Source organism: Escherichia sp. E2661, assembly GCF_004745185.1.
Lineage (GTDB): Bacteria > Pseudomonadota > Gammaproteobacteria > Enterobacterales > Enterobacteriaceae > Escherichia.
This window is the reverse complement of sequence record NZ_PDIG01000037.1, coordinates 173,864-194,075: the sequence shown is the minus strand read 5'-3', so window position 1 is coordinate 194,075 and position 20,212 is coordinate 173,864. Positions and strand designations below refer to the sequence as shown.

General features: G+C 51.4%; 17 protein-coding genes and 2 pseudogenes. 2 read left to right on the top strand and 17 right to left on the bottom strand.

The window, feature by feature from the left end; translation table 11 throughout:
* Positions 1–9 precede the first annotated feature (9 nt).
* A complete protein-coding gene (locus CRI63_RS20010; protein ID WP_130218686.1) occupies positions 10–576 on the bottom strand; it encodes a VOC family protein in 567 nt (188 codons plus the stop codon).
* 215 nt (positions 577–791) lie between these two features.
* Here CRI63_RS20010 and argS point away from each other — a divergent pair, with 215 nt between their 5' ends.
* Positions 792–2,525: an arginine--tRNA ligase gene (gene argS / locus CRI63_RS20005; RefSeq protein ID WP_130208507.1), complete on the top strand. Its 1,734-nt coding sequence runs from the start codon at positions 792–794 to the stop codon at positions 2,523–2,525.
* A gap of 52 nt (positions 2,526–2,577) precedes the next feature.
* On the opposite strand, the gene flhe is transcribed toward argS, so the two are convergent.
* The 14 genes and pseudogenes from flhe to flhD all read right to left on the bottom strand — a co-directional run bounded on the left by flhe (position 2,578) and on the right by flhD (position 16,692).
* Positions 2,578–2,973, bottom strand: a complete 396-nt coding sequence (gene flhe / locus CRI63_RS20000; RefSeq protein WP_135520631.1) for a flagellar protein FlhE — start codon at positions 2,971–2,973, stop codon at positions 2,578–2,580.
* A pseudogene (gene flhA / locus CRI63_RS19995) lies at positions 2,973–5,053 on the bottom strand (flagellar biosynthesis protein FlhA). The gene flhe and the pseudogene flhA overlap by 1 nt, the downstream one beginning before the upstream one ends.
* Positions 5,046–6,194: a flagellar biosynthesis protein FlhB gene (gene flhB / locus CRI63_RS19990; protein ID WP_001563506.1), complete on the bottom strand. Its 1,149-nt coding sequence runs from the start codon at positions 6,192–6,194 to the stop codon at positions 5,046–5,048. The pseudogene flhA and the gene flhB overlap by 8 nt, the downstream one beginning before the upstream one ends.
* A 194-nt stretch (positions 6,195–6,388) precedes the next feature.
* Complete coding sequence (gene cheZ, locus CRI63_RS19985) at positions 6,389–7,033, bottom strand: protein phosphatase CheZ (protein ID WP_064529292.1); 645 nt, start codon at positions 7,031–7,033, stop codon at positions 6,389–6,391.
* A gap of 10 nt (positions 7,034–7,043) precedes the next feature.
* Positions 7,044–7,433 (bottom strand): chemotaxis response regulator CheY, encoded by a 390-nt coding sequence (gene cheY / locus CRI63_RS19980; RefSeq protein ID WP_000763855.1) that lies wholly within the window; start codon positions 7,431–7,433, stop codon positions 7,044–7,046.
* A gap of 14 nt (positions 7,434–7,447) precedes the next feature.
* Positions 7,448–8,497 carry a protein-glutamate methylesterase/protein glutamine deamidase gene (cheB, locus tag CRI63_RS19975; RefSeq protein WP_064529294.1) on the bottom strand — a complete coding sequence of 350 codons (1,050 nt, stop codon included), beginning with the start codon at positions 8,495–8,497 and terminating at the stop codon, positions 7,448–7,450.
* A 2-nt stretch (positions 8,498–8,499) separates the two neighbouring features.
* Positions 8,500–9,360 (bottom strand): protein-glutamate O-methyltransferase CheR, encoded by an 861-nt coding sequence (gene cheR, locus CRI63_RS19970; RefSeq protein WP_135520555.1) that lies wholly within the window; start codon positions 9,358–9,360, stop codon positions 8,500–8,502.
* Positions 9,361–9,487: 127 nt separating this feature from the next.
* The gene (gene tar, locus CRI63_RS19965) at positions 9,488–11,185 is read right to left on the bottom strand and encodes a methyl-accepting chemotaxis protein II (protein ID WP_135520553.1); all 1,698 of its coding nucleotides are present in this window, start codon (positions 11,183–11,185) and stop codon (positions 9,488–9,490) included.
* 145 nt (positions 11,186–11,330) lie between these two features.
* On the bottom strand, positions 11,331–11,834 hold the full coding sequence (cheW, locus tag CRI63_RS19960; protein WP_130218676.1) for a chemotaxis protein CheW: 504 nt from the start codon (positions 11,832–11,834) through the stop codon (positions 11,331–11,333).
* Between the two features lie 21 nt (positions 11,835–11,855).
* Entirely contained in the window at positions 11,856–13,820 is a 1,965-nt protein-coding gene (gene cheA, locus CRI63_RS19955; protein ID WP_135520551.1) for a chemotaxis protein CheA, read from the bottom strand.
* 4 nt (positions 13,821–13,824) lie between these two features.
* Positions 13,825–14,751 carry a flagellar motor protein MotB gene (motB, locus tag CRI63_RS19950; protein ID WP_130208525.1) on the bottom strand — a complete coding sequence of 309 codons (927 nt, stop codon included), beginning with the start codon at positions 14,749–14,751 and terminating at the stop codon, positions 13,825–13,827.
* Positions 14,748–15,635 (bottom strand): flagellar motor stator protein MotA, encoded by an 888-nt coding sequence (motA, locus tag CRI63_RS19945; RefSeq protein ID WP_130208527.1) that lies wholly within the window; start codon positions 15,633–15,635, stop codon positions 14,748–14,750. Before motA ends, motB begins: the two co-directional genes overlap by 4 nt.
* Positions 15,636–15,760: 125 nt before the next feature.
* Positions 15,761–16,339, bottom strand: coding sequence for a flagellar transcriptional regulator FlhC (flhC, locus tag CRI63_RS19940; RefSeq protein WP_064529301.1), 579 nt, complete (start codon positions 16,337–16,339; stop codon positions 15,761–15,763).
* A 2-nt stretch (positions 16,340–16,341) separates the two neighbouring features.
* Entirely contained in the window at positions 16,342–16,692 is a 351-nt protein-coding gene (gene flhD, locus CRI63_RS19935; protein WP_130218670.1) for a flagellar transcriptional regulator FlhD, read from the bottom strand.
* A gap of 780 nt (positions 16,693–17,472) precedes the next feature.
* On the opposite strand from flhD, the gene uspC reads away from it, so the two are divergent.
* Positions 17,473–17,901: a universal stress protein UspC gene (uspC, locus tag CRI63_RS19930; protein ID WP_130208531.1), complete on the top strand. Its 429-nt coding sequence runs from the start codon at positions 17,473–17,475 to the stop codon at positions 17,899–17,901.
* A 6-nt stretch (positions 17,902–17,907) separates the two neighbouring features.
* Here uspC and otsA read toward each other — a convergent pair whose 3' ends face one another.
* Both otsA and otsB read right to left on the bottom strand, forming a co-directional pair.
* Positions 17,908–19,332, bottom strand: a complete 1,425-nt coding sequence (gene otsA, locus CRI63_RS19925; protein WP_135520549.1) for an alpha,alpha-trehalose-phosphate synthase — start codon at positions 19,330–19,332, stop codon at positions 17,908–17,910.
* Positions 19,307–20,112, bottom strand: a pseudogene (gene otsB, locus CRI63_RS19920) (trehalose-phosphatase). Before otsB ends, otsA begins: the two are co-directional and overlap by 26 nt.
* Positions 20,113–20,212: the final 100 nt, after the last annotated feature.

Sequence of the window (20,212 nt, the reverse complement as noted above, 5' to 3'; positions counted from 1 at the left end):
GCTCCTTAATTACGCCGACTGCTCGCTGGCGACGATCTCTTCAATGGACCACGGATGAAATTTAATCGTCGTTTTGCCATCGGTGACCGCCAGCGTCGGATTCGGTAATCGCTCATGCTCACCTTTTGGCGAACTGGTTTTAACTGAGATCCCTGGCAGGCTGAGTCCTTCATCAGAAAGCAACGCCAGCGCACGGGCATTCAGCGTTTCTGGCTCGCCCGGTAGAACGATTTCAATATGTTCCCAACCTTCGTGCGGGTAACGTTTTTCCCCGGGCCACGGTAGCTCAACAATGGAAAACTGCCAGTGCGCAACCTGTACCGGCTCATGCAATTTAAACAGACAAATCGGCCTGCCATTGATCATATTTTCTGACAGGAGTTCACCGCACTGTTCAAACCCGCGACGCCAGCGTTCAGCAGTGGCGTTTTGATGGCAACGCAAAGAAATGTGATCGGCAGTCAGCGGAGTGATATCCAGCCCCAGACGGCGGGAAAGTTCATCTAATGCGTGGGTAAATCGCGGTAAATCCGATGCAATATCCTGCAACTCGTCGATAGATTGCCAGTTCGCCATAATCACTCTTCGTCTTTCAGTAAAAGCGTTAATTTACCCTGTTGCCCTTCCCCAACCAACCGCTGATTTCACGCCGCTTCTGATGCAATAGTGAAAACGGCAATACGCCGCGCGCACGTTGCTGACGAAAACAGCCATTTGCAGTATACTCCCGCCCTAATTTCTTTAACTGGTGCGGGCAATTTTTGCTCGCTTCATCAATGTAAGGTATTCCGGTGAATATTCAGGCTCTTCTCTCAGAAAAAGTCCGTCAGGCCATGATTGCGGCAGGCGCGCCTGCGGATTGCGAACCGCAGGTTCGTCAGTCAGCAAAAGTTCAGTTCGGCGACTATCAGGCTAACGGCATGATGGCAGTTGCTAAAAAACTGGGTATGGCACCGCGACAATTAGCAGAGCAGGTGCTGACTCATCTGGATCTTAACGGTATCGCCAGCAAAGTTGAGATCGCCGGTCCAGGCTTTATCAACATTTTCCTTGATCCGGCATTCCTGGCTGAACATGTTCAGCAGGCGCTGGCGTCAGATCGTCTCGGTGTTGCTACGCCAGAAAAACAGACCATTGTGGTTGACTACTCCGCACCGAACGTGGCGAAAGAGATGCACGTCGGTCATCTGCGCTCTACCATTATTGGTGACGCGGCAGTGCGTACTCTGGAGTTCCTCGGTCACAAAGTGATTCGCGCGAACCACGTCGGCGACTGGGGTACTCAGTTCGGTATGCTGATTGCGTGGCTGGAAAAACAGCAGCAGGAAAACGCCGGTGAAATGGAACTGGCTGACCTTGAAGGTTTCTACCGCGATGCGAAAAAGCATTACGATGAAGATGAAGAGTTCGCCGAGCGCGCACGTAACTACGTGGTAAAACTGCAAAGCGGTGACGAATACTTCCGCGAGATGTGGCGCAAACTGGTCGACATCACCATGACGCAGAACCAGATCACCTACGATCGTCTGAACGTGACGCTGACCCGCGATGACGTGATGGGCGAAAGCCTCTACAACCCGATGCTGCCGGGTATCGTAGCGGACCTGAAAGCCAAAGGTCTGGCAGTAGAAAGCGAAGGCGCAACCGTCGTATTCCTTGATGAGTTCAAAAACAAGGAAGGCGAACCGATGGGCGTGATCATTCAGAAGAAAGATGGCGGCTATCTTTACACCACTACTGATATCGCCTGTGCGAAATATCGTTATGAAACACTGCATGCCGATCGCGTGCTGTATTACATCGACTCCCGTCAGCATCAACACCTGATGCAGGCATGGGCGATCGTCCGCAAAGCAGGCTACGTGCCGGAATCCGTACCGCTGGAACACCACATGTTCGGCATGATGCTGGGCAAAGACGGCAAACCGTTCAAAACCCGCGCGGGCGGTACGGTGAAACTGGCCGATCTGCTGGATGAAGCCCTGGAGCGTGCACGTCGTCTGGTGGCAGAAAAGAACCCGGATATGCCAGCTGACGAGCTGGAAAAACTGGCCAATGCGGTGGGTATCGGCGCGGTGAAATACGCGGATCTCTCTAAAAACCGCACTACCGACTACATCTTCGACTGGGACAACATGCTGGCGTTTGAGGGTAATACCGCGCCATACATGCAGTATGCTTACACGCGTGTTTTGTCTGTGTTCCGTAAAGCAGAAATTAACGAAGAGCAACTGGCTTCAGCTCCGGTAATCATCCGTGAAGATCGTGAAGCGCAACTGGCTGCTCGTCTGCTGCAGTTTGAAGAAACCCTCACCGTGGTTGCCCGTGAAGGCACGCCGCACGTGATGTGTGCTTACCTGTACGACCTGGCCGGTCTGTTCTCTGGCTTCTACGAGCACTGCCCGATCCTCAGCGCAGAAAACGAAGAAGTGCGTAACAGCCGTCTGAAACTGGCACAACTGACGGCGAAGACGCTGAAGCTGGGTCTGGATACGCTGGGTATTGAGACTGTAGAGCGTATGTAATCGCGTTATGTGTCAAAGGCCGATGTCGCAGTTACGGACATCGGCTTTTTTATCACCGCCGATAATTCACAATCACTTCATTACGTTGTACTTTCAGCGGCGGAATTAACCGCCCACCGCCAGGCACTTCCCAGATAAAGCGCAACGGTTCTGCTGCCGCTATACCGGAAAAAGCCACGGTGGTTCCGCTCTGCCCCTCTAATTCGACACAACGAGATTGTGAGCATAAACGTACCCGCAGTCCCGCGGGGGTCGGACCGATAAGCTGATAACGCCACGCCACCAGCGTCATCAATCCTGAAACAGGTTGTCGCGAAGAAAGAGGTGCAGAAGACATCGACTCACCGCGATGATTTAGCGTAATTCCGACACTACTTGCCTGCCACATCCCCTCTCCGGCGGCTTGCGCAATCACCGGAAACAACAGCATAGCCAATAAGGATCTCATCATTTACCGCCAATCGTCGCCGTCATGCGGATATGTCGGTTATCAGATAGTTCCAGATTCGACAGCACCACTAACTGCGGCAAGCTGCGGCGCAGGAAGCGAGACAATAATGGTCGCAGCGCGTGGTTCACCAACAATACAGGCGGCGCACCCAGCATCTCCTGACGGGATAGCGCTTCCTGGGTTTGCGCCAGTAAACGATCCGCCAGCCCTGGCTCCAGTCCGCCCCCACCCTGCAACGCCTGTAGTAACAAACGTTCCAGCGGCGTATCGAGGCCAATAACATGGACTTCATCTTTGCCAGGAAACCACTGCTGGGTAATCGCCCGTCCCAACGCCACGCGCACGACGGCGGTTAATTCATGTGGATCGCTTTGGATTGGCGCATGTTCTGCCAGCGCTTCGAGAATGGTGCGCATATCGCGAATCGGCACTTTTTTCATCGAGCAGATTTTGCAGCACTTTATGTAGCGTGGTGAGCGTGACGACGCCAGGAACGAGATCTTCCGTCAGCTTTGGCATCTCCTGGGCGACGCGATCCAGCAGTTGTTGCGCCTCCTGGCGACCAAACAACTCTGCGGCATGCTGGCTAATGAGATGGTTAAGATGCGTTGCCACCACTGTGCTGGCCTCAACCACGGTGTACCCCTGAATCTGCGCCTGTTCTTTTAGCGCACTTTCGATCCAGATAGCATTCAGGCCAAAAGCCGGATCGACGGTCGCTTCACCAGGTAACGTCCCGGCAGCGGTACCAGGGTTAATTGCCAGCCAGCGCCCCGGATCAAGCATCGCCACTGCCAATCTCTACGCCTTTCATCAAAATACGATAACGTGCCGGTTGCAAATCCATATTGTCGCGAATGTGCACCACCGGCGGCAGGAAGCCCATTTCCTGAGCAAATTTCTTACGAATACTACGAATACGGCCCAGCAACTCGCCATCTTGTTGGAAATCAACCATCGGGATCAGTCGATAGCCCACTTCCATTCCCAAAGAATCTTCCAGTTGCACATCGTTCCACGTCGCTTCGACAACGGCATTATTCTCTGCCATTTTTACCGGTTTGGGTTCGGCAGGCGCTTTTTGTTCTCGTCCGCGGATCCACCAGGCCAGCCCGAGCAATCCCGCCGTGAACAGCAAAAATACCAGGTTCGGCATTCCAGGCACCAGGCCGAGTAAACCGAGCACGGCGGCGCTTAACAACATAACGCTTGGGTTACTGAAAAGCTGATTCACCATCTGCTCGCCAACATCCTGATCGGTGCTGACACGCGTAACGATGACCCCCGCGGCGGTAGAAATCACCAGTGCCGGGATTTGTGCCACCAGTCCGTCGCCAATGGTCAATAGCGTATAACTTTCCGCCGCGTGTCCCATGCTCATGCCATGTTGCAGCACACCGACCAGCAATCCGCCGACAACGTTAATGACCATGATGAGGATCCCGGCGATGGCATCGCCGCGAACAAACTTACTTGCCCCGTCCATTGAGCCGTAAAAATCGGCTTCCTGAGTCACTTCGGAGCGGCGTTTTTTCGCCTCATCTTCACCAATCAATCCGGCGTTCAGGTCGGCGTCAATCGCCATCTGCTTACCCGGCATACCATCGAGAACAAAACGCGCGCCCACTTCCGCGATACGCCCGGCACCTTTGGTGATAACCATAAAGTTGATGATCACGAGAATGACGAACACCACGATACCGATAGCGAAATTGCCACCAACGAGGAAGTGACCGAACGCTTCGACCACCTTCCCTGCCGCCGCCGCGCCGGTATGGCCTTCCATCAAAATGATACGGGTTGAAGCCACGTTAAGAGCCAGACGCAACAGCGTGGTGAACAGCAGGATTGTCGGAAAAGCGGCAAACTCGAGCGTACGCTGGGTAAACATCGCCACCAGCAACACCATAATCGACAACGCGATATTAAAGGTAAACAGCAGGTCGAGAATGAATGCAGGCAATGGCAGCACCATCATCGACAAAATCAGCAAGATCAAAATCGGTCCGGCAAGGATCTGCCATTGTGTCGATTTCAGGTTTGCAGGCAGGCGCAGCATCGCGGCCAGATTACTCATGGGTCGGTTTCTCGTTAATAAAATCCAGGGCTTCCGGCACCGGAAGATGAGTTGGTTGTACAGGGCGCTGTCCACCAGCCAGACGCCAACGTTTCAGTTGCCAGACCCAGGCCAGCACTTCCGCCACGGCGGCATATAGTTGACCCGGGATTTGTTGACCGATCTCCGCATGTCGATACAGCGCTCGCGCCAGCGGCGGCGCTTCAAGCGTCGGGACGTTATTTTCAGCGCCAATTTCACGAATGCGCAGCGCGACCAGCCCTGCACCTTTAGCGACCACTTTAGGTGCGCTCATTTTGTTTTCGTCGTACTGCAAAGCCACTGAGTAGTGAGTTGGGTTATTGACGATAACGTCCGCTTTCGGCACATCGGCCATCATCCGCCGCCGTGCCGCAGCTCGCTGCATCTGACGGATTCGCCCTTTGACATGAGGGTCGCCTTCGCTTTGTTTGAACTCATCACGAATATCCTGCCGTGACATACGCAGCTTTTTCAGGTGGCTGAAGATTTGGAAAAAGACGTCAAATCCCACCATCGGAATAACGCCAAGCACCACCAGCAGTGCGCATAGCCCTACCAGATCCATCGCATTACCCATGGCGGTAATGGGGGACTCCGCCATTAAGCGCATCATTTGCGGCCAGTGGTGCCAGAGATAAAACCCCGTCACACTGCCGACCAGGATGGATTTCAAAATCGCTTTAAGCAACTCCGCACCGGTTTGTGCCGAAAACATCCGTTTAATGCCCGGTAGCGGGTTGAGTTTGGAAAACTTCGGCTGCAAGGATTTGCCGCTAAATACCAGGCCACCCAGCATCACCGGAGAAATGAGCGCCACCAGCACCACGCCGCTAATCAGCGGCAGCAGTGCCAGCATGGCTTCTCTGATTAGCAGAATAATCTGCCCGAGGATCAGATTCGGGTCATTGATGATGCTGTGATCAAAATGCAATCCCGCGGAGAGCATGCCCGACAATCGACGAGCCAGCGACACACCGCCAAACCAGATAACACACACGCCCACTAACAAAATCAGCAGCGACGTTAATTCACGGGAACGCGGGATTTGCCCCTCTTCCCGCGCTTTTTCAAGTCGGTGAGGTGTGGGGGCTTCTGTTTTGTCGTCGCTCTCGTCAGACACGTCGCCAATCCTGGAAAGAGTAATAAGCGTGAATGATGCCAGAGCGCAAAGCGTTCAATGGTTTGAGTAAGGGGTAAAAAAGGCGGGATTTAGGGCTTTTGCCACAGCACATCAGGCATGGTGACATGTTTGTCGGATGCGGCGTCATCCGACCGCCTGATGTGACGCGGCCGCGTCACATCAGGCAATACAAATCAGAATCCAAGGCTATCCAACAAATCGTCGACCTGGTCCTGACTGGCTACCACACCGGCTTTGCTGGTATCTACCTGTGGTCCATTCAGCAAACTCTGGCTTTCACGTTTCGGACGTGCATCCTGCTCTGGGATATTTTCCAGCAGCACCATTAGCAACTGGCGTTCAATCTCCTGAATGACATCCATCATTCGTTTAATGACCTGCCCGGTCAGGTCCTGAAAATCCTGCGCCATCATGATTTCCAGTAACTGCGCATTGGTAAAACCGGTATGCGTCGGCACATCCGCCAGAAATTGCCGTGTATCGGTCACCAGTTCGCGAGCGTCGGCAAGGTCAATGGGATCGGCAAACCAGTCATCCCAGCGTTGGGTTAACGCTTTTGCTGATTTCTCCATGTGATCCTGATGCGGTTGTGAAGCCTCAACACTGTTCAGCGCCCGCTCCGCAGCCTGGGCAGTCATCTGCACAACGTAGTACAAACGATCGCGAGCATCAGGGATGGCTTCCGCCGCTTCTGCAATGGCCTGGTCCAGCCCCAGCTCCCGCAGACTGTCGCGCAGCATACGCGTCAGGCTGCCGATGCGCGCAATGATATCGCCAGCAGAATTTTCATCAGCAGGTTTAATTGATGGTTGCATCATAGTCGCATCCTCACATGCCCAGTTTCTCAAAGATTTTGTTGAGTTTTTCCTCCAGCGTCGCGGCGGTAAATGGCTTAACCACGTAGCCACTGGCCCCCGCTTGTGCTGCGGCAATAATGTTTTCTTTCTTCGCTTCCGCAGTCACCATTAACACCGGCAAGGCTGACATCGCGCCATCAGCACGAATCGTTTTCAGCAATTCCAGGCCGTCCATGTTTGGCATGTTCCAGTCGGAGATAACAAAACCATATCCTCCCGCCTGCAACTTATTGAGAGCATCGGCGCCATCCTCCGCTTCCTCAACATTATTAAATCCAAGCTCTTTCAGCAGGTTACGCACGATGCGTCGCATGGTGGAAAAGTCATCCACAACCAAAAATTTAAGCTCTTTATCCGCCATCTCACACTCCTGATTTAAATACGTATCGCCTGTCCGGCACTGATTTTTGCCAGCATTTGCTGGCTTACCTGGCTAAGATCGACCACTTCGCAGACGCCACCCATATTGATGGCCTCGCGCGGCATGCCGAACACCACGCTGCTTGCTTCATTTTGCGCAAGAGTCCATGCCCCCGCCTGACGCATTGCTAACATTCCCGCCGCGCCGTCGTTGCCCATGCCCGTCAGGATCACCCCAACCGCATTACGCCCCGCCTGTTTGGCCACCGAATGGAACAACACATCTACCGATGGCCGATGGCGATTAACCGCCGGACCATCGTGAATTTTGATTTGATAATTCGCGCCGCTACGCGCCAGTTCCATATGCCGATCGCCCGGGGCGATATAGGCATGCCCCGGCAAGACGCGTTCTCCGTCCTCGGCTTCTTTCACGCCGATTTGGCACAGCTTATTAAGTCTGTCGGCAAAAGAGCGGGTAAAGCCGGGCGGCATATGCTGGGTAATTAACAGTGCCGGGCTGGAAAGCGGCAACGGTTGCAATACGTGACGAATCGCCTCAGTTCCCCCCGTTGAGGCGCCAATCGCAATCAGCTTTTCTGAGCTCAAGAGCGGTCCGGCCTTCAGCGTTGTCGGTGCCGATAACGGTTTATGCGCAGTAAGGCTTGCCCTTGCTGCCGTACGCACCTTTTCGGCAATCATTTCGCTATACGCCAGCATTCCTTCGCGGATCCCCAGTTGCGGTTTGGTGACAAAATCTATCGCCCCCAACTCCAGAGCACGCAGCGTGACTTCGGAACCTTTGCCTGTCAGAGAAGAAACCATCACTACGGGCATCGGTCGCAAACGCATTAATTTTTCGAGGAAATCCAGTCCATCCATACGCGGCATTTCGACATCCAGCGTCAGCACATCAGGGTTGAATTTCTTAATCAAATCACGCGCGACCAGCGGATCGGGAGCCGTCGCTACCATTTCCATGTCACTATGACTATTGATGATTTCTGTCATTATCTGGCGCATCAGTGCCGAGTCATCGACCGACAACACCCTGATTTTACTCATCGTTAATCCTTACTTAGCGCATACACCGTCTGTCCACGCAATGTGAAGCTGCGCTCAAGGTGGCTAAAGTTTTCAGAGTGACCCGCAAACAATAATCCGTCGGGCTTAAGCAGCGGTACAAAGCGGCGCAAAATCTCCTGCTGGGTCGTTTGATCGAAGTAGATCATGACGTTACGACAGAAGATCGCATCGAACGGTCCCGGCGCAGCGTACTGTTTCGCCAGCAAATTCAGCGGGGAAAAATCGATGTAGTTCGCCAGTGTCTGACGCACACGCACCAGCCCTTGATGCGGCCCTGTGCCGCGCATGAAGTAGCGCTGGAGTTGTTGCGGCGTCAGGTTTTTCAGCTCTTCATGGCGATAAATGCCGCTTCTGGCTTTCTCCAGCACTTCGGTGTCGATATCGCTGGCGAATACTTTCCAGCGTCCGGGCGCGGTGCCCAGCGTGTCCGCCAGCGTCATCGCAATGCTGTAGGGTTCTTCACCTGTCGATGCCGCCGCACTCCATACGCGATACTCGCCAGAGCTGTGGCGGGCGTGCTCCGCGAGCAATGGGAAATGATGCCCCTCGCGGAAAAATGCCGTCAGGTTTGTAGTCAGCGAATTAATAAACGCCTGCCACTCGCCGCTGTGCTGATTAGATTCCAGTAAATTCAGATAATGGCCGAAGTCTGCAAGCCCCAGCGAGCGCAAACGGCGCACCAGGCGGTTGTAAACCATGTCGCGTTTGTGGTCCGCCAGGACTATCCCCGCACGTTGATAGATCAATTGACTTATCCGCCGAAAATGCGCGTCGGAAAGCGCCAGGCGCTCGGTCATCTGTAACAATAAAGACGTTTGCCCGCAGGGCAGAGATGATGTCATAGCGCCTTTCTCAGTCACTTCAGGATACCCCTGGCGCAGCCTGTAACTGCGCCAGTTGTGTTGTATAACGACCTATAAATAACGCCACCAGAGATGATAAGCGCGAGGTTCTGTTGCATCATCAGCCTCATCTGGCGGCGATGGTTCTTGAGCAAAAAACCATCAAAAATGTTTCCCAGTTTGGATCTTGTTCAGTAATACGCAATCGCGGCTGTGCGGGTGGTTGTTCAGTACCAGGGCGGGATTGTGATTGTGGTTTATTCGTTTGCGAGCGGGCAGTCAGACGGAACGCGGAAACCGCTTGCGTTAAACGACTGGCCTGTTCTTCCAGCGCAGCTGCGGCGGCAGCTGATTCCTGCACCAGCGATGCGTTCTGTTGCGTGACGCGATCCATTTCCGACACTGCCAACGCCACTTGATCGATACCCCGACTCTGTTCGTCCGATGCCGAGGCAATCTCGCCCATAATGTCGGTAACACGGGTGACGGCATTGACAATATTAGTCATGGTTTCCCCGGCACTTTCTACCAGCACCGAACCGGTATCAACGCGGGAGGCGGAATCTTCAATCAGCGCTTTGATCTCTTTTGCCGCCTGGGCGCTGCGACTGGCGAGATTACGCACTTCGCCCGCCACCACGGCAAAACCACGCCCCTGTTCCCCTGCTCGGGCGGCTTCAACAGCCGCGTTCAGTGCCAGGATATTGGTCTGGAAAGCAATGCCATCAATAACGCTAATAATGTCGGCAATTTTCTGCGAACTGTCGGCAATTTCGTGCATGGTTTTCACCACACCGTCCACGACTTTGCCACCATGCTGAGCAGTGTCGGAGGCACTTTGCGCCAGTTGCGAGGCTTGACGGGCGTTATCAGCGTTCTGTTTCACCGTTGCAGTGAGCTGTTCCATGCTGGCGGCCGTTTCTTCCAGCGCCGATGCCTGCTGTTCAGTACGGGAGGAAAGATCGGTATTACCCGCAGCAATTTCACGTGTACCGGCATAGATGGCGTCTGAACCTTCTCGCACATGGTTGACCGTGTCAGTCAGAGAACCTTGCATATGTGAAATGCTCTGTGCCAGGTCGCCCATTTCACTACGCCCGGCAATGCTGAGGGTATTCGCCAGATTGCCACAAGCAATTTCTCGGATGTGAGAAATGATCTTCGCTAACGGGTTAAGTAGCATGCGGCGGATGCCGTACCACGCCACCAGCAGAATCAATACCACCACCAGCGCGATAACCGCCAGTTGCCACTGGGCAAATCGGTAATCATCCGCGTTGTCAGTGACGATAGCTTGATACCGTTTTTCACTACTGAGGGCGTACTGGGCAAAGGCTTCGCCCATCGCATTTTGCATTCCCTGGGTTGGCTGAGCGAAATAGGCTCCAGTATTGCCATAATCAAGATAATCAATCAGTTCTGTTAATGCTGTGTGATAGTTTTTATATTTTTCATCGATATTACGACTGGTAGCGACCATTTCAGGTAACGGTGCCATGCTTTTGAATTTTTTATAATGCGTCGCTGCCTGGGCCAATGTTTTCCTGGCGCTATCAAGTAATTCAACTTTGGCGTTACTTTGTTGATTGGATGAATCCATCATCATCCGCACGGCTGAACGACTCAGATTAATGCGCGTTTGCAGCATTAAATCCCAGGTTGAGGTCAACTCGCTCTGTTGTTCCCGTAATTGATTGGAAACCACAAAACTTTTCTGGCTATGGTGAAGAGAAGAAAAAAACAGACTTCCGGAAATAAGCTGTAACAGTGCGAATACCCCCAGCACCATTACCAACAGCGTGACTACGCGGATACGGTTAATCATAAGGCACCTTCCTGAAAACAAGTTGATTTCGTTATCGGCAGGAAGGAGGGAAACTTTATTTCTGATGCCAGTCATGGCGAAATTAAAATGAAAAACCCGATCCGCAGGGTATCGGGCTCATTTCATTTGAGTACAGCGGGATAAATTATGCGACTTCTGATGCCGTGCTATCCAACAAAGCCATCTCTTCGCTATTCAGCAGTTTTTCGATATTAACCAGAATTAGCATGCGATCGCCCAGCGCGCCCAGGCCGGTGAGGTATTCTGTGGAAAGCGTCACCGCAAATTCCGGTGCCGGGCGAATTTGTTCCGTCGTCAATGAAAGAACATCTGAAACGCCATCTACCACAATGCCGACCACCCGCTGCCCAAGATTCAGAACGATAACCACCGTGTTATCGTTGTACTCCACATCCACCTGGCTGAACTTAATACGCAAATCGATAATTGGCACAATCACGCCGCGCAGATTAGTGACGCCTTTGATAAACGCGGGTGTATTGGCAATCCGCGTAACCTGATCGTAGCCACGGATCTCCTGCACTTTCAGAATATCGATGCCGTACTCTTCGTCACCGAGGGTAAATACCAGAAACTCCTGGCCTGACGGTTCGCTGGCCAGCTTTGTTACATTTGTCATACCGGTCATATTTATTCCCTTTTTACTCAATCAGGCGGCAGTATTCGCCATACGTTGTTCGCGGTTTATCGCCTGCAAGGCGGAAACATCAACAATCAGTGCCACGCTGCCGTCGCCAAGAATGGTTGCAGCAGAAATGCCAGGGACTTTGCGATAGTTACTTTCAAGGTTTTTAACCACCACCTGATGTTGACCAATTAACTGATCCACCAGCAAGGCGTAGCGGCGACCGCCACTTTGCAGAATGACAACAATCCCCTCTGTAGCTTCGGTTTTCGCGCCTGCGACGTTGAATACTTTCCACAGTTCGACGATGGGCAGATATTCACCACGCACTTCCAGTACTCGCTCGCCGCCTGCCAGTGGATGGAGATCGGCTTCACGAGGTTGTAGTGATTCCATGACGGCGTTCAGCGGCAGAATGAAAACTTCGTCAGCAACGCGTACCGACATGCCATCAAGGATCGCCAGCGTTAGCGGCAGTAAAATGCGGATTGTGGTGCCAACGCCCTGCTTCGACTGGATTTCAACGTGGCCACCCATCTCCTGGATATTACGTTTAACAACATCCATGCCGACGCCGCGCCCGGAAACATCGGTGACCTGCTCCGCCGTGGAAAAACCAGGGGCGAATATCAACATCGCCACTTCGTCGTCAGTCATATTGTCGCTAACGCTCAGACCTTGTGAGACAGCTTTTGCCAGAATCCGCTCTCGATTAAGCCCCGCGCCATCGTCGGTCACTTCGATGCAGATGTTGCCGCCCTGGTGTTCAGCAGACAGGGTTAAATTTCCAACGCTATCTTTACCCGCAGCGAGTCGTTTTTCTGGCAGTTCAATACCGTGGTCGAGGCTATTGCGTACCAGGTGGGTCAAAGGATCGATAATGCGTTCTATCAGACTCTTGTCGAGTTCGGTGGAACTGCCCACCAGCGTCAGCTCCACCTGTTTGCCAAGTTTACCCGCCAGGTCGCGCACCAGCCGGGGATAGCGGCTAAAGACATATTCCATCGGCATCATGCGAATCGACATCACTGATTCCTGCAAATCGCGGGCGTTACGTTGTAACTGCCCCATGCTGGTAATCAAATCCCCATGATTCACCGGGTCCAGTTCACTGGAGCGCTGGGCCAGCATCGACTGAGTAATCACCAGTTCGCCAACGAGGTTAATCAGCTGATCAACCTTCTCAACCGCCACGCGGATACTGGTAGATTCACTACCGCGCGTCGGTTTTTCCCGTTCCACACGTTCTGCTGGCGCTTGTTCGGCTGCCAGTTTAAGTACCGGTGGCGGGGATATTTTTGGCGCGGATTCTACTGTTTCAAAGGCAATCTGATCGGCCTCAATCACAAAACAGAGCACCGCTTTAATATCATCTTCCGCGATGTCGCCCGGTAATATTGCCGAAAGAGAATCAGCGGCTTTCACCACATCAGTCAACGTTGTCAAATGACCCAGCTCTTCTTCCAGTAGATCGACTTCTCCCGCTTTCAGACGCGAAAGTAGAATTCGTCGCGGCGACTCACTGTTACCCTGTTCATCTTGCGGTTCACTTTTGGCAACCACACTTAACCGGGCCATGGCGGGGGTCGATTCGCCTTTCGCTTCTATTGCCAGTTGACGTAAGGCCTGGCAGATATAGTCAAAGCTGGCGGCATCCGGCTCTTGCGACTGTTTATAAGCGTCGAGCTGTTCCTGCATGATGTCCTTCGTTTCCAAAAACAGATTGATAATGTCGGTGTTAAGCAGCATTTCACCGCGTCTGGCTTCGTCGAGCAGGTTTTCCATCAGATGCGTGGTTTCCTGCAATACGCTAAAGCCAAAGGTTCCCGCCCCTCCTTTGATGGAGTGGGCCGCACGAAAGATGGCATTCAATTGTTCGGCATCTGGCGCTTCTGGCTGTAAATTCAGCAGATGCTGCTCCATATCGGCCAACAGTTCGTCCGCTTCATCAAAAAATGTCTGATAAAAATCGCTTATATCCATGCTCACGCTGTCACCTCGGTTCGGCTGATGGCATTGTGGAAACACTGACCTGCGGTGTTACCCCAGGTTTTTCCAGGACGCTTACTGGCTCATTCTGGCTTTCGGCGTTTTCATGCAAAATGGCCTGTTCGGCTTGTTTATTCAGCACCAACAGACTTATTCGACGATTAACGGCATCATCCGGGCCGCGATCACTTAAGCGCATGGTCGCCGCCATGCCGACAACACGTAAAATTTTGCCATCAGCCAGACTTCCCACCATTAGCTCACGGCGCGACGCATTGGCGCGTTCAGTGGAAAGCTCCCAGTTGCTGTAACCTTTCTCACCATTGGCGTAAGGGAAATCATCGGTATGGCCTGAAAGGCTGATACGGTTAGGAATACCGTTCAGCACCGGCGCAATGGCGCGCAGAATGTCGCGCATATAGGGCTCGACATCAGCACTACCGGTTTTAAACATCGGGCGATTCTGGCTATCAATTATCTGGATACGTAAACCTTCCTGTACCAGATCGATTTTGAGATGTGGACGCATCGCCCGTAGTTTCGGGTCTGATTCAATAAGCTGGTCGAGATCGCCACGCAATTTCCGCAGCCGACTTTGCTCCATGCGTTTTTTAAGTTCTTCAATGTTCGGCTGCTTATTCACTTCCCCCTGGCTTTGGGTGAAATCATCACCGCCGCCGGGAATTGGGCTTTCGCTATTAGAAATTCGATCGCCGCCCGTTACCGCTGTCGCCAGCGGCGTACGGAAGTATTCCGCAATCTGAATCAGCTCTTTTGGGCTGGAGATGGAGATAAGCCACATCACCAGAAAAAAAGCCATCATCGCGGTCATAAAGTCAGCATAAGCAATCTTCCACGAACCATGTGCTGCGCCGTGGGATTTCGCTTTGCGTCGTTTGACGACAATAATCGGGTGCGCTTGATTCTTCATGCTTCCTCGGTTGTCGTCTGCTGCTGCGGATTTTTCACCGCGCGCACATGCTCTTCCAGTTCAACAAACGACGGACGTTCACTGGAATAGAGCGTTTTGCGACCAAATTCAACGGCGATAGGCGGTGCGTAACCGTTCAGATTAGAAAGCAGGGTGACTTTGACGCACTGCATCATTTTGCTGGTTTCGGCGCTTTTCTGGCGCAAAACACTCGCCAACGGGGAAATAAATCCGTAAGCCAGTAAGATACCGAGGAAAGTCCCCACCATCGCATGTGCGATAAGCGCCCCCAACTCGGCGGCAGGACGATCGGCTGATCCTAGTGCGTGCACCACCCCCATTACAGCCGCAACAATACCAAACGCAGGAAGAGAGTCTCCGACCAACGCCAGGCTGTTCGCCGGGACTTCCGCTTCGTTTTCGTGCGTTTCTATCTCTTCGTCCATCAGGGCTTCAATTTCGAAGGTATTCATGTGGCCGCTGATAATCAGGCGCAGATAATCGACGATAAAATCCAGCATAACGGCATCCGCGAGGATGCGCGGATAACTGGCGAAGATCTCGCTCTCTCGTGGATTTTCAATATCGCGTTCCAGTGAGAACATGCCCATTTGCCGCGATTTCGCCATCAGGCGGTAAAGCAGCGCCAGCAAATCCATATACATTGCTTTGGTATATTTAGAGCGACGAAACAATAATGGCAGCGCCTTCAGCGTACCTTTGATTGCTTTGCCATTATTGCCGACGATAAACGACCCAATGCCTGCACCGGCAATAATCACCAGTTCAGCGGGTTGATAGAGTGCTCCAAGGCTTCCACCGGTCATCAAATAACCGCCGAAAACTGTACCGAGAACAACCAGGTAACCTAATAAGATAAGCACGACATCATCCTTCCACTGTTGACCATGACAGGATGTTCAGTCGGCAGACGTTACCTTACGGCTGGAGAAAAAAAAGCAGCGGCAATTGCTTACCGCTGCTGGAGTGTTTCGCCACACCGTATGAGTTAAACAGCCTGTATTCTCTGTTCATCCAGCAGTTGAGGGATAATATCGGCAGGGTTCTGAGAAAGTTTACGTCTTTTTACGGCGCGCGATGGCGGTTGACATAAGCTGCAGGCAAAACTGCCGACAGGTTGATGAGCATGGGTGATAAAATTACCGCCGCAGCAGTTGCAGCTGGAAAGTTGTAGTAAATCACTTTCGACAAATCGCACCAGAGTCCAGGCGCGGGTTAGCGCCAGCAGTGGTCCGTTTTCGGCTTGTGGGCACTGTTCAAGGTATAAACGATAGGCTTTGATTACCGCATCAACGCCATTACATAACCCGGTTTTCAGTAAAAACTGCCATGCATTACAGAACATCGACGCATGGACATTTTGTTCCCAGGTCATAAACCAGTCGGTGGAAAACGGCAACATACCTTTCGGCGGCGGGCTTCCGCGCAGCTCTTTATAGAGTTTGATCAGGCGTCCGCGACTTAATTGTGTTTCGCTTTCCAGCATCTGCAAACGAGCACCGAGGGTTATCAACTCCATGGCGAGTTGAATATCACGGGCTTCCTGAACAATGCTTTTTTCACTCATGATCAGGCCCTTTTCTTACGTTGTACTTCTTCGGGCTGATTAACATCATTCAACAAACGCGTGGAGAGCATAATACCGGTATGAATTTGCTGGAGATCGTCAACACGGGAATCCTGCGTCAGTTGGTTAACAGTCTGGTGGCTGTCAAAGCGGAATTGACAAATCAGTTGATTGGTTTCGGCAAGTTTAACCATTTGTGGAAGAGTCAGCGTCGCCAGCGTTGTTGCCATTTCTTCATTAATACCGAGACGAAACATGGCGGACGCTTTGTCCTGAACGATCAGACGCTGTGCAAGAAGTAAATATGACAAATTGATGTCATAAATATGTTTCAGCAACTCGGAGGTATGCATTATTCCCACCCAGAAGAACTAACTTTATTTTTTATGCGGTATCACCGCACCCCGTGATGTCGCCGGGAAATCCCGGTAAAAAGTAAATAAAAATGGAATAGTAGCGATCAACGAAAAAACACACAGACATCATAAGAGGTGAAACACGTCTTACACAGAGTGATGCTTTTTACACTTATCTAAGATTTTTCCTAATTCGACGCAACTGTACTCGTCACCACTCATACATACAACGGAGCGGAGCTGCGATTTTCGACAATGTGTGACACAGATCACACAAAACACTCAATTACTTAACATTAATGTATAAGTCATACTTTTGTTTTGCGTATATTTCATTCTGTTAAAAAGTTTTTCAGCTTATCTGTCAGCAAAAATGATGAGAAGGGATAAAATTGAGATGTTGCGCACTGTTAATATAAATCACCGTGAATAACCATATCCTGGATATGGGATAAATATCTATGCTCTCTGTAAATCATTAAAAAAACAGTCAATTAAATAATAAGATTCCATTTAAGAAAAATTAAGGCAGCCATTAACACCAATGTTAACAAGATGTTTTGTTAATATTAACCATTTGTTTAATGAGAGAAATCAATTTATCCACTTCCTCATCATCCCCCGCATGACTACACAGTAACACTACGCAATTGATTAAATATATTTATTAATGACCATGCTAATATTTGCTTTTTTGACCAGGTTGTTATTGCATCTGTACCTCATTCAGGGTAAAGCTGTGATCTCACCTGAAGTTCATAGAATAAGGAGCAGGTTATGAGTTACGCCAATATTCTTGTTGCCGTTGCTGTCTCACCGGAAAGCCAGCAACTGTTAGCAAAAGCGGTATCTATCGCCCGTCCCGTTAATGGGCGTATCAGTTTAATCACCCTCGCGTCCGATCCAGAAATGTACAATCAATTAGCCGCGCCGATGCTTGAGGATTTACGCAGTGTGATGCATGAAGAAACACAAAACTTTCTGGACAAATTAATTCAGGATGCTGGATATCCCGTTGAAGAAAAGTTTATAGCTTACGGAGAGTTGAGCGAACATATTCTGGCGGTATGCCGTAAACATAAATTCGATTTGGTGATTTGCGGTAATCATAATCACAGTTTCTTTTCGCGAGCATCCTGCTCTGCGAAAAGTGTGATTGCTTCAAGTGAGGTTGATGTGCTGTTGGTTCCGCTTAAGGGAGATTAAGCGCAATTACGCCAGCTTTGGAAAGGTCGCAACTTTATCGCGCTGCTGGCTTTCCGCGCTGCGCGGAACTATCAGCTTTAGGTCGCTAATAAAGCACTCCTGCCAGTGGTTAATATCGTTTTTCACGATAATTTCCAACATTTCTGCATGACGGGAAATACGTTCTGCCAGCGACATAGTCAATGCCCGATTCAACGCCGCCGCGACTTCATCACGATCGTAAGGGTTAACGATTAACGCTGACGTCAGTTCATTCGCCGCCCCCGCAAATTGTGAAAGTACCAGTACACCGGGATTGGCAGGATCCTGGGCGGCGACATATTCTTTCGCCACCAGATTCATCCCGTCACGCAGCGGCGTCACTAATCCGACATCGGAATAGCGGAAGATTTTCATCAGTAATTTACGGTCGAAATGCTGGTTCAGATAATAAAGCGGTGTCCAGCCTAATTGCCCATATTTTCCGTTAATTCTCCCGGCTTCATTTTCCAGCTGATGACGAATATCCTGATACGCCTGCACATCACCACGCGAGGTTGGCGCTATCTGGGTATAACGTATTTTGCCATGATGCTGCGGATATTTTTCCAGCAAGGCTTCATAGGCAAGAAAACGCTCAGGCAGACCTTTGGAATAATCCAGTCGTTCGACAGAAAAGATATTTTGTACGCTTTTCAGCTCCGCTTTTAATTGCGCCAGTTTGGCCGGCAGCGGTCCGGCAGCCTGTTTGGCTATTTCATCCGGTTCAATACCAATAGGGTAAACTTCGGTGCGAAATGCCTTGCCCCAGGCCATATGATTGCGCGAACTTCGCGTCGTGACGCGCGTCAGATTGGAAAGGCAATCCAGAAACGCCAGGCGATCGTTTTCTGTCTGAAACCCCAGCAAATCATAATCACAAAGCTGTTCAAGCAACGTGTTATAAGTCGGCAGCGCGTTGAAAATTTCCGGCGTCGGGAAAGGAATATGCAGGAAGAAACCAATACGATTATTCACGCCACGTTTACGGAGTTCATGCGCAAATGGCAACAGGTGATAATCGTGGATCCAAATAATGTCATCGTCTTCCAGCAACGGCAGTAATTTATCTGCCAGCAATGCATTCACGCGTAAATAACCTTCCCAGGCGGAACGCTGAAATTGCACCAGATCGAGTCGATAATGAAATGCGGGCCAGAGAACAGCATTGGAGAATTGGTTGTAGTATTCGTCGAGATCCTTTTCACTGAGGTTAAAAGAGGCCCAGGTGATATTTCCTTTTTTCACCTTTTTTAGCGGCTGATCTTCATTCCCTGTTTCGCCACTCCAGCCAAACCACAGTCCACCTGCGGCTTTCAGCGCCCCCAGTATACCGACAGCAAGGCCACCGGCACTGGCGGCGTGCTCGTCTGGTGGTGCAATCCGGTTAGATACTACGACTAAACGGCTCATAGTCATCACTCCTGTTATTGTCTCTTTTTAGTTGTTGTAATGCGTTGGTTATCATTTCAAGCCAGCGCCAGACATCCGGCACGCCCGCCAGCCGCCATGATGCCTGAGTTGCGCCTGTGCCAATTTTCACTGACATTCCGCCCAGCCTGTTAACGACCGAGAAACCAGACTCATCGGTTAAGTCATCGCCTAAAAAAATAGGCTTGCGGCCAATAAAGGGAACTTCCTGCATAAATGCGGCAATCGCGTCCCCTTTGCCTGGTACCTCTCGGTTTTATTCTCAACGACACACTTTCCCTGTTGTAACGCCATTTGCGGCCAAATCTGGGTAATGCGCTGCGCTAATGTCAATAAGGCGTCCTCATGCTGCGGTGCCTGACGATAATGCAGCGCAAACGCCATCCCTTTAGCCTCAACCTCTACACCGGGAAGCCTGGCGATAGCCGTATGCAGTTGAACGCTAATATCGCGGGCAATCGCTTCCGGCAAATGAACAATATGCGTTTTACCATTGATGTCACGGCGCTCCGCCCCATGCACACCCGCTAACGGGAAGCGATAAGGTTTCGCCAGTGCGTCAAGCTCTACCATTGAGCGCCCTGATATCAATGCCAATGCACCATCACTTGCGGTTGCCAGCAGCTGGAGTCCTTGCAGAATATTTTCAGGTACGACGACCTGATCGGGATGCGGTTTGATTTCCGCCAGCGTTCCATCGAGATCAAAAAACCAGGCATAATTCGCGGATAGTTCAGGGGGTTCGGTTAACGGTTCTGTCACCCGGTACTCCTCCTTATCTTTTTATTGTTCGCGCAGAACGCGCTTTACAGACATGTAAGTATAGACAGTGTGACGAGGCTCGCCATTGGCAAAAAGAACA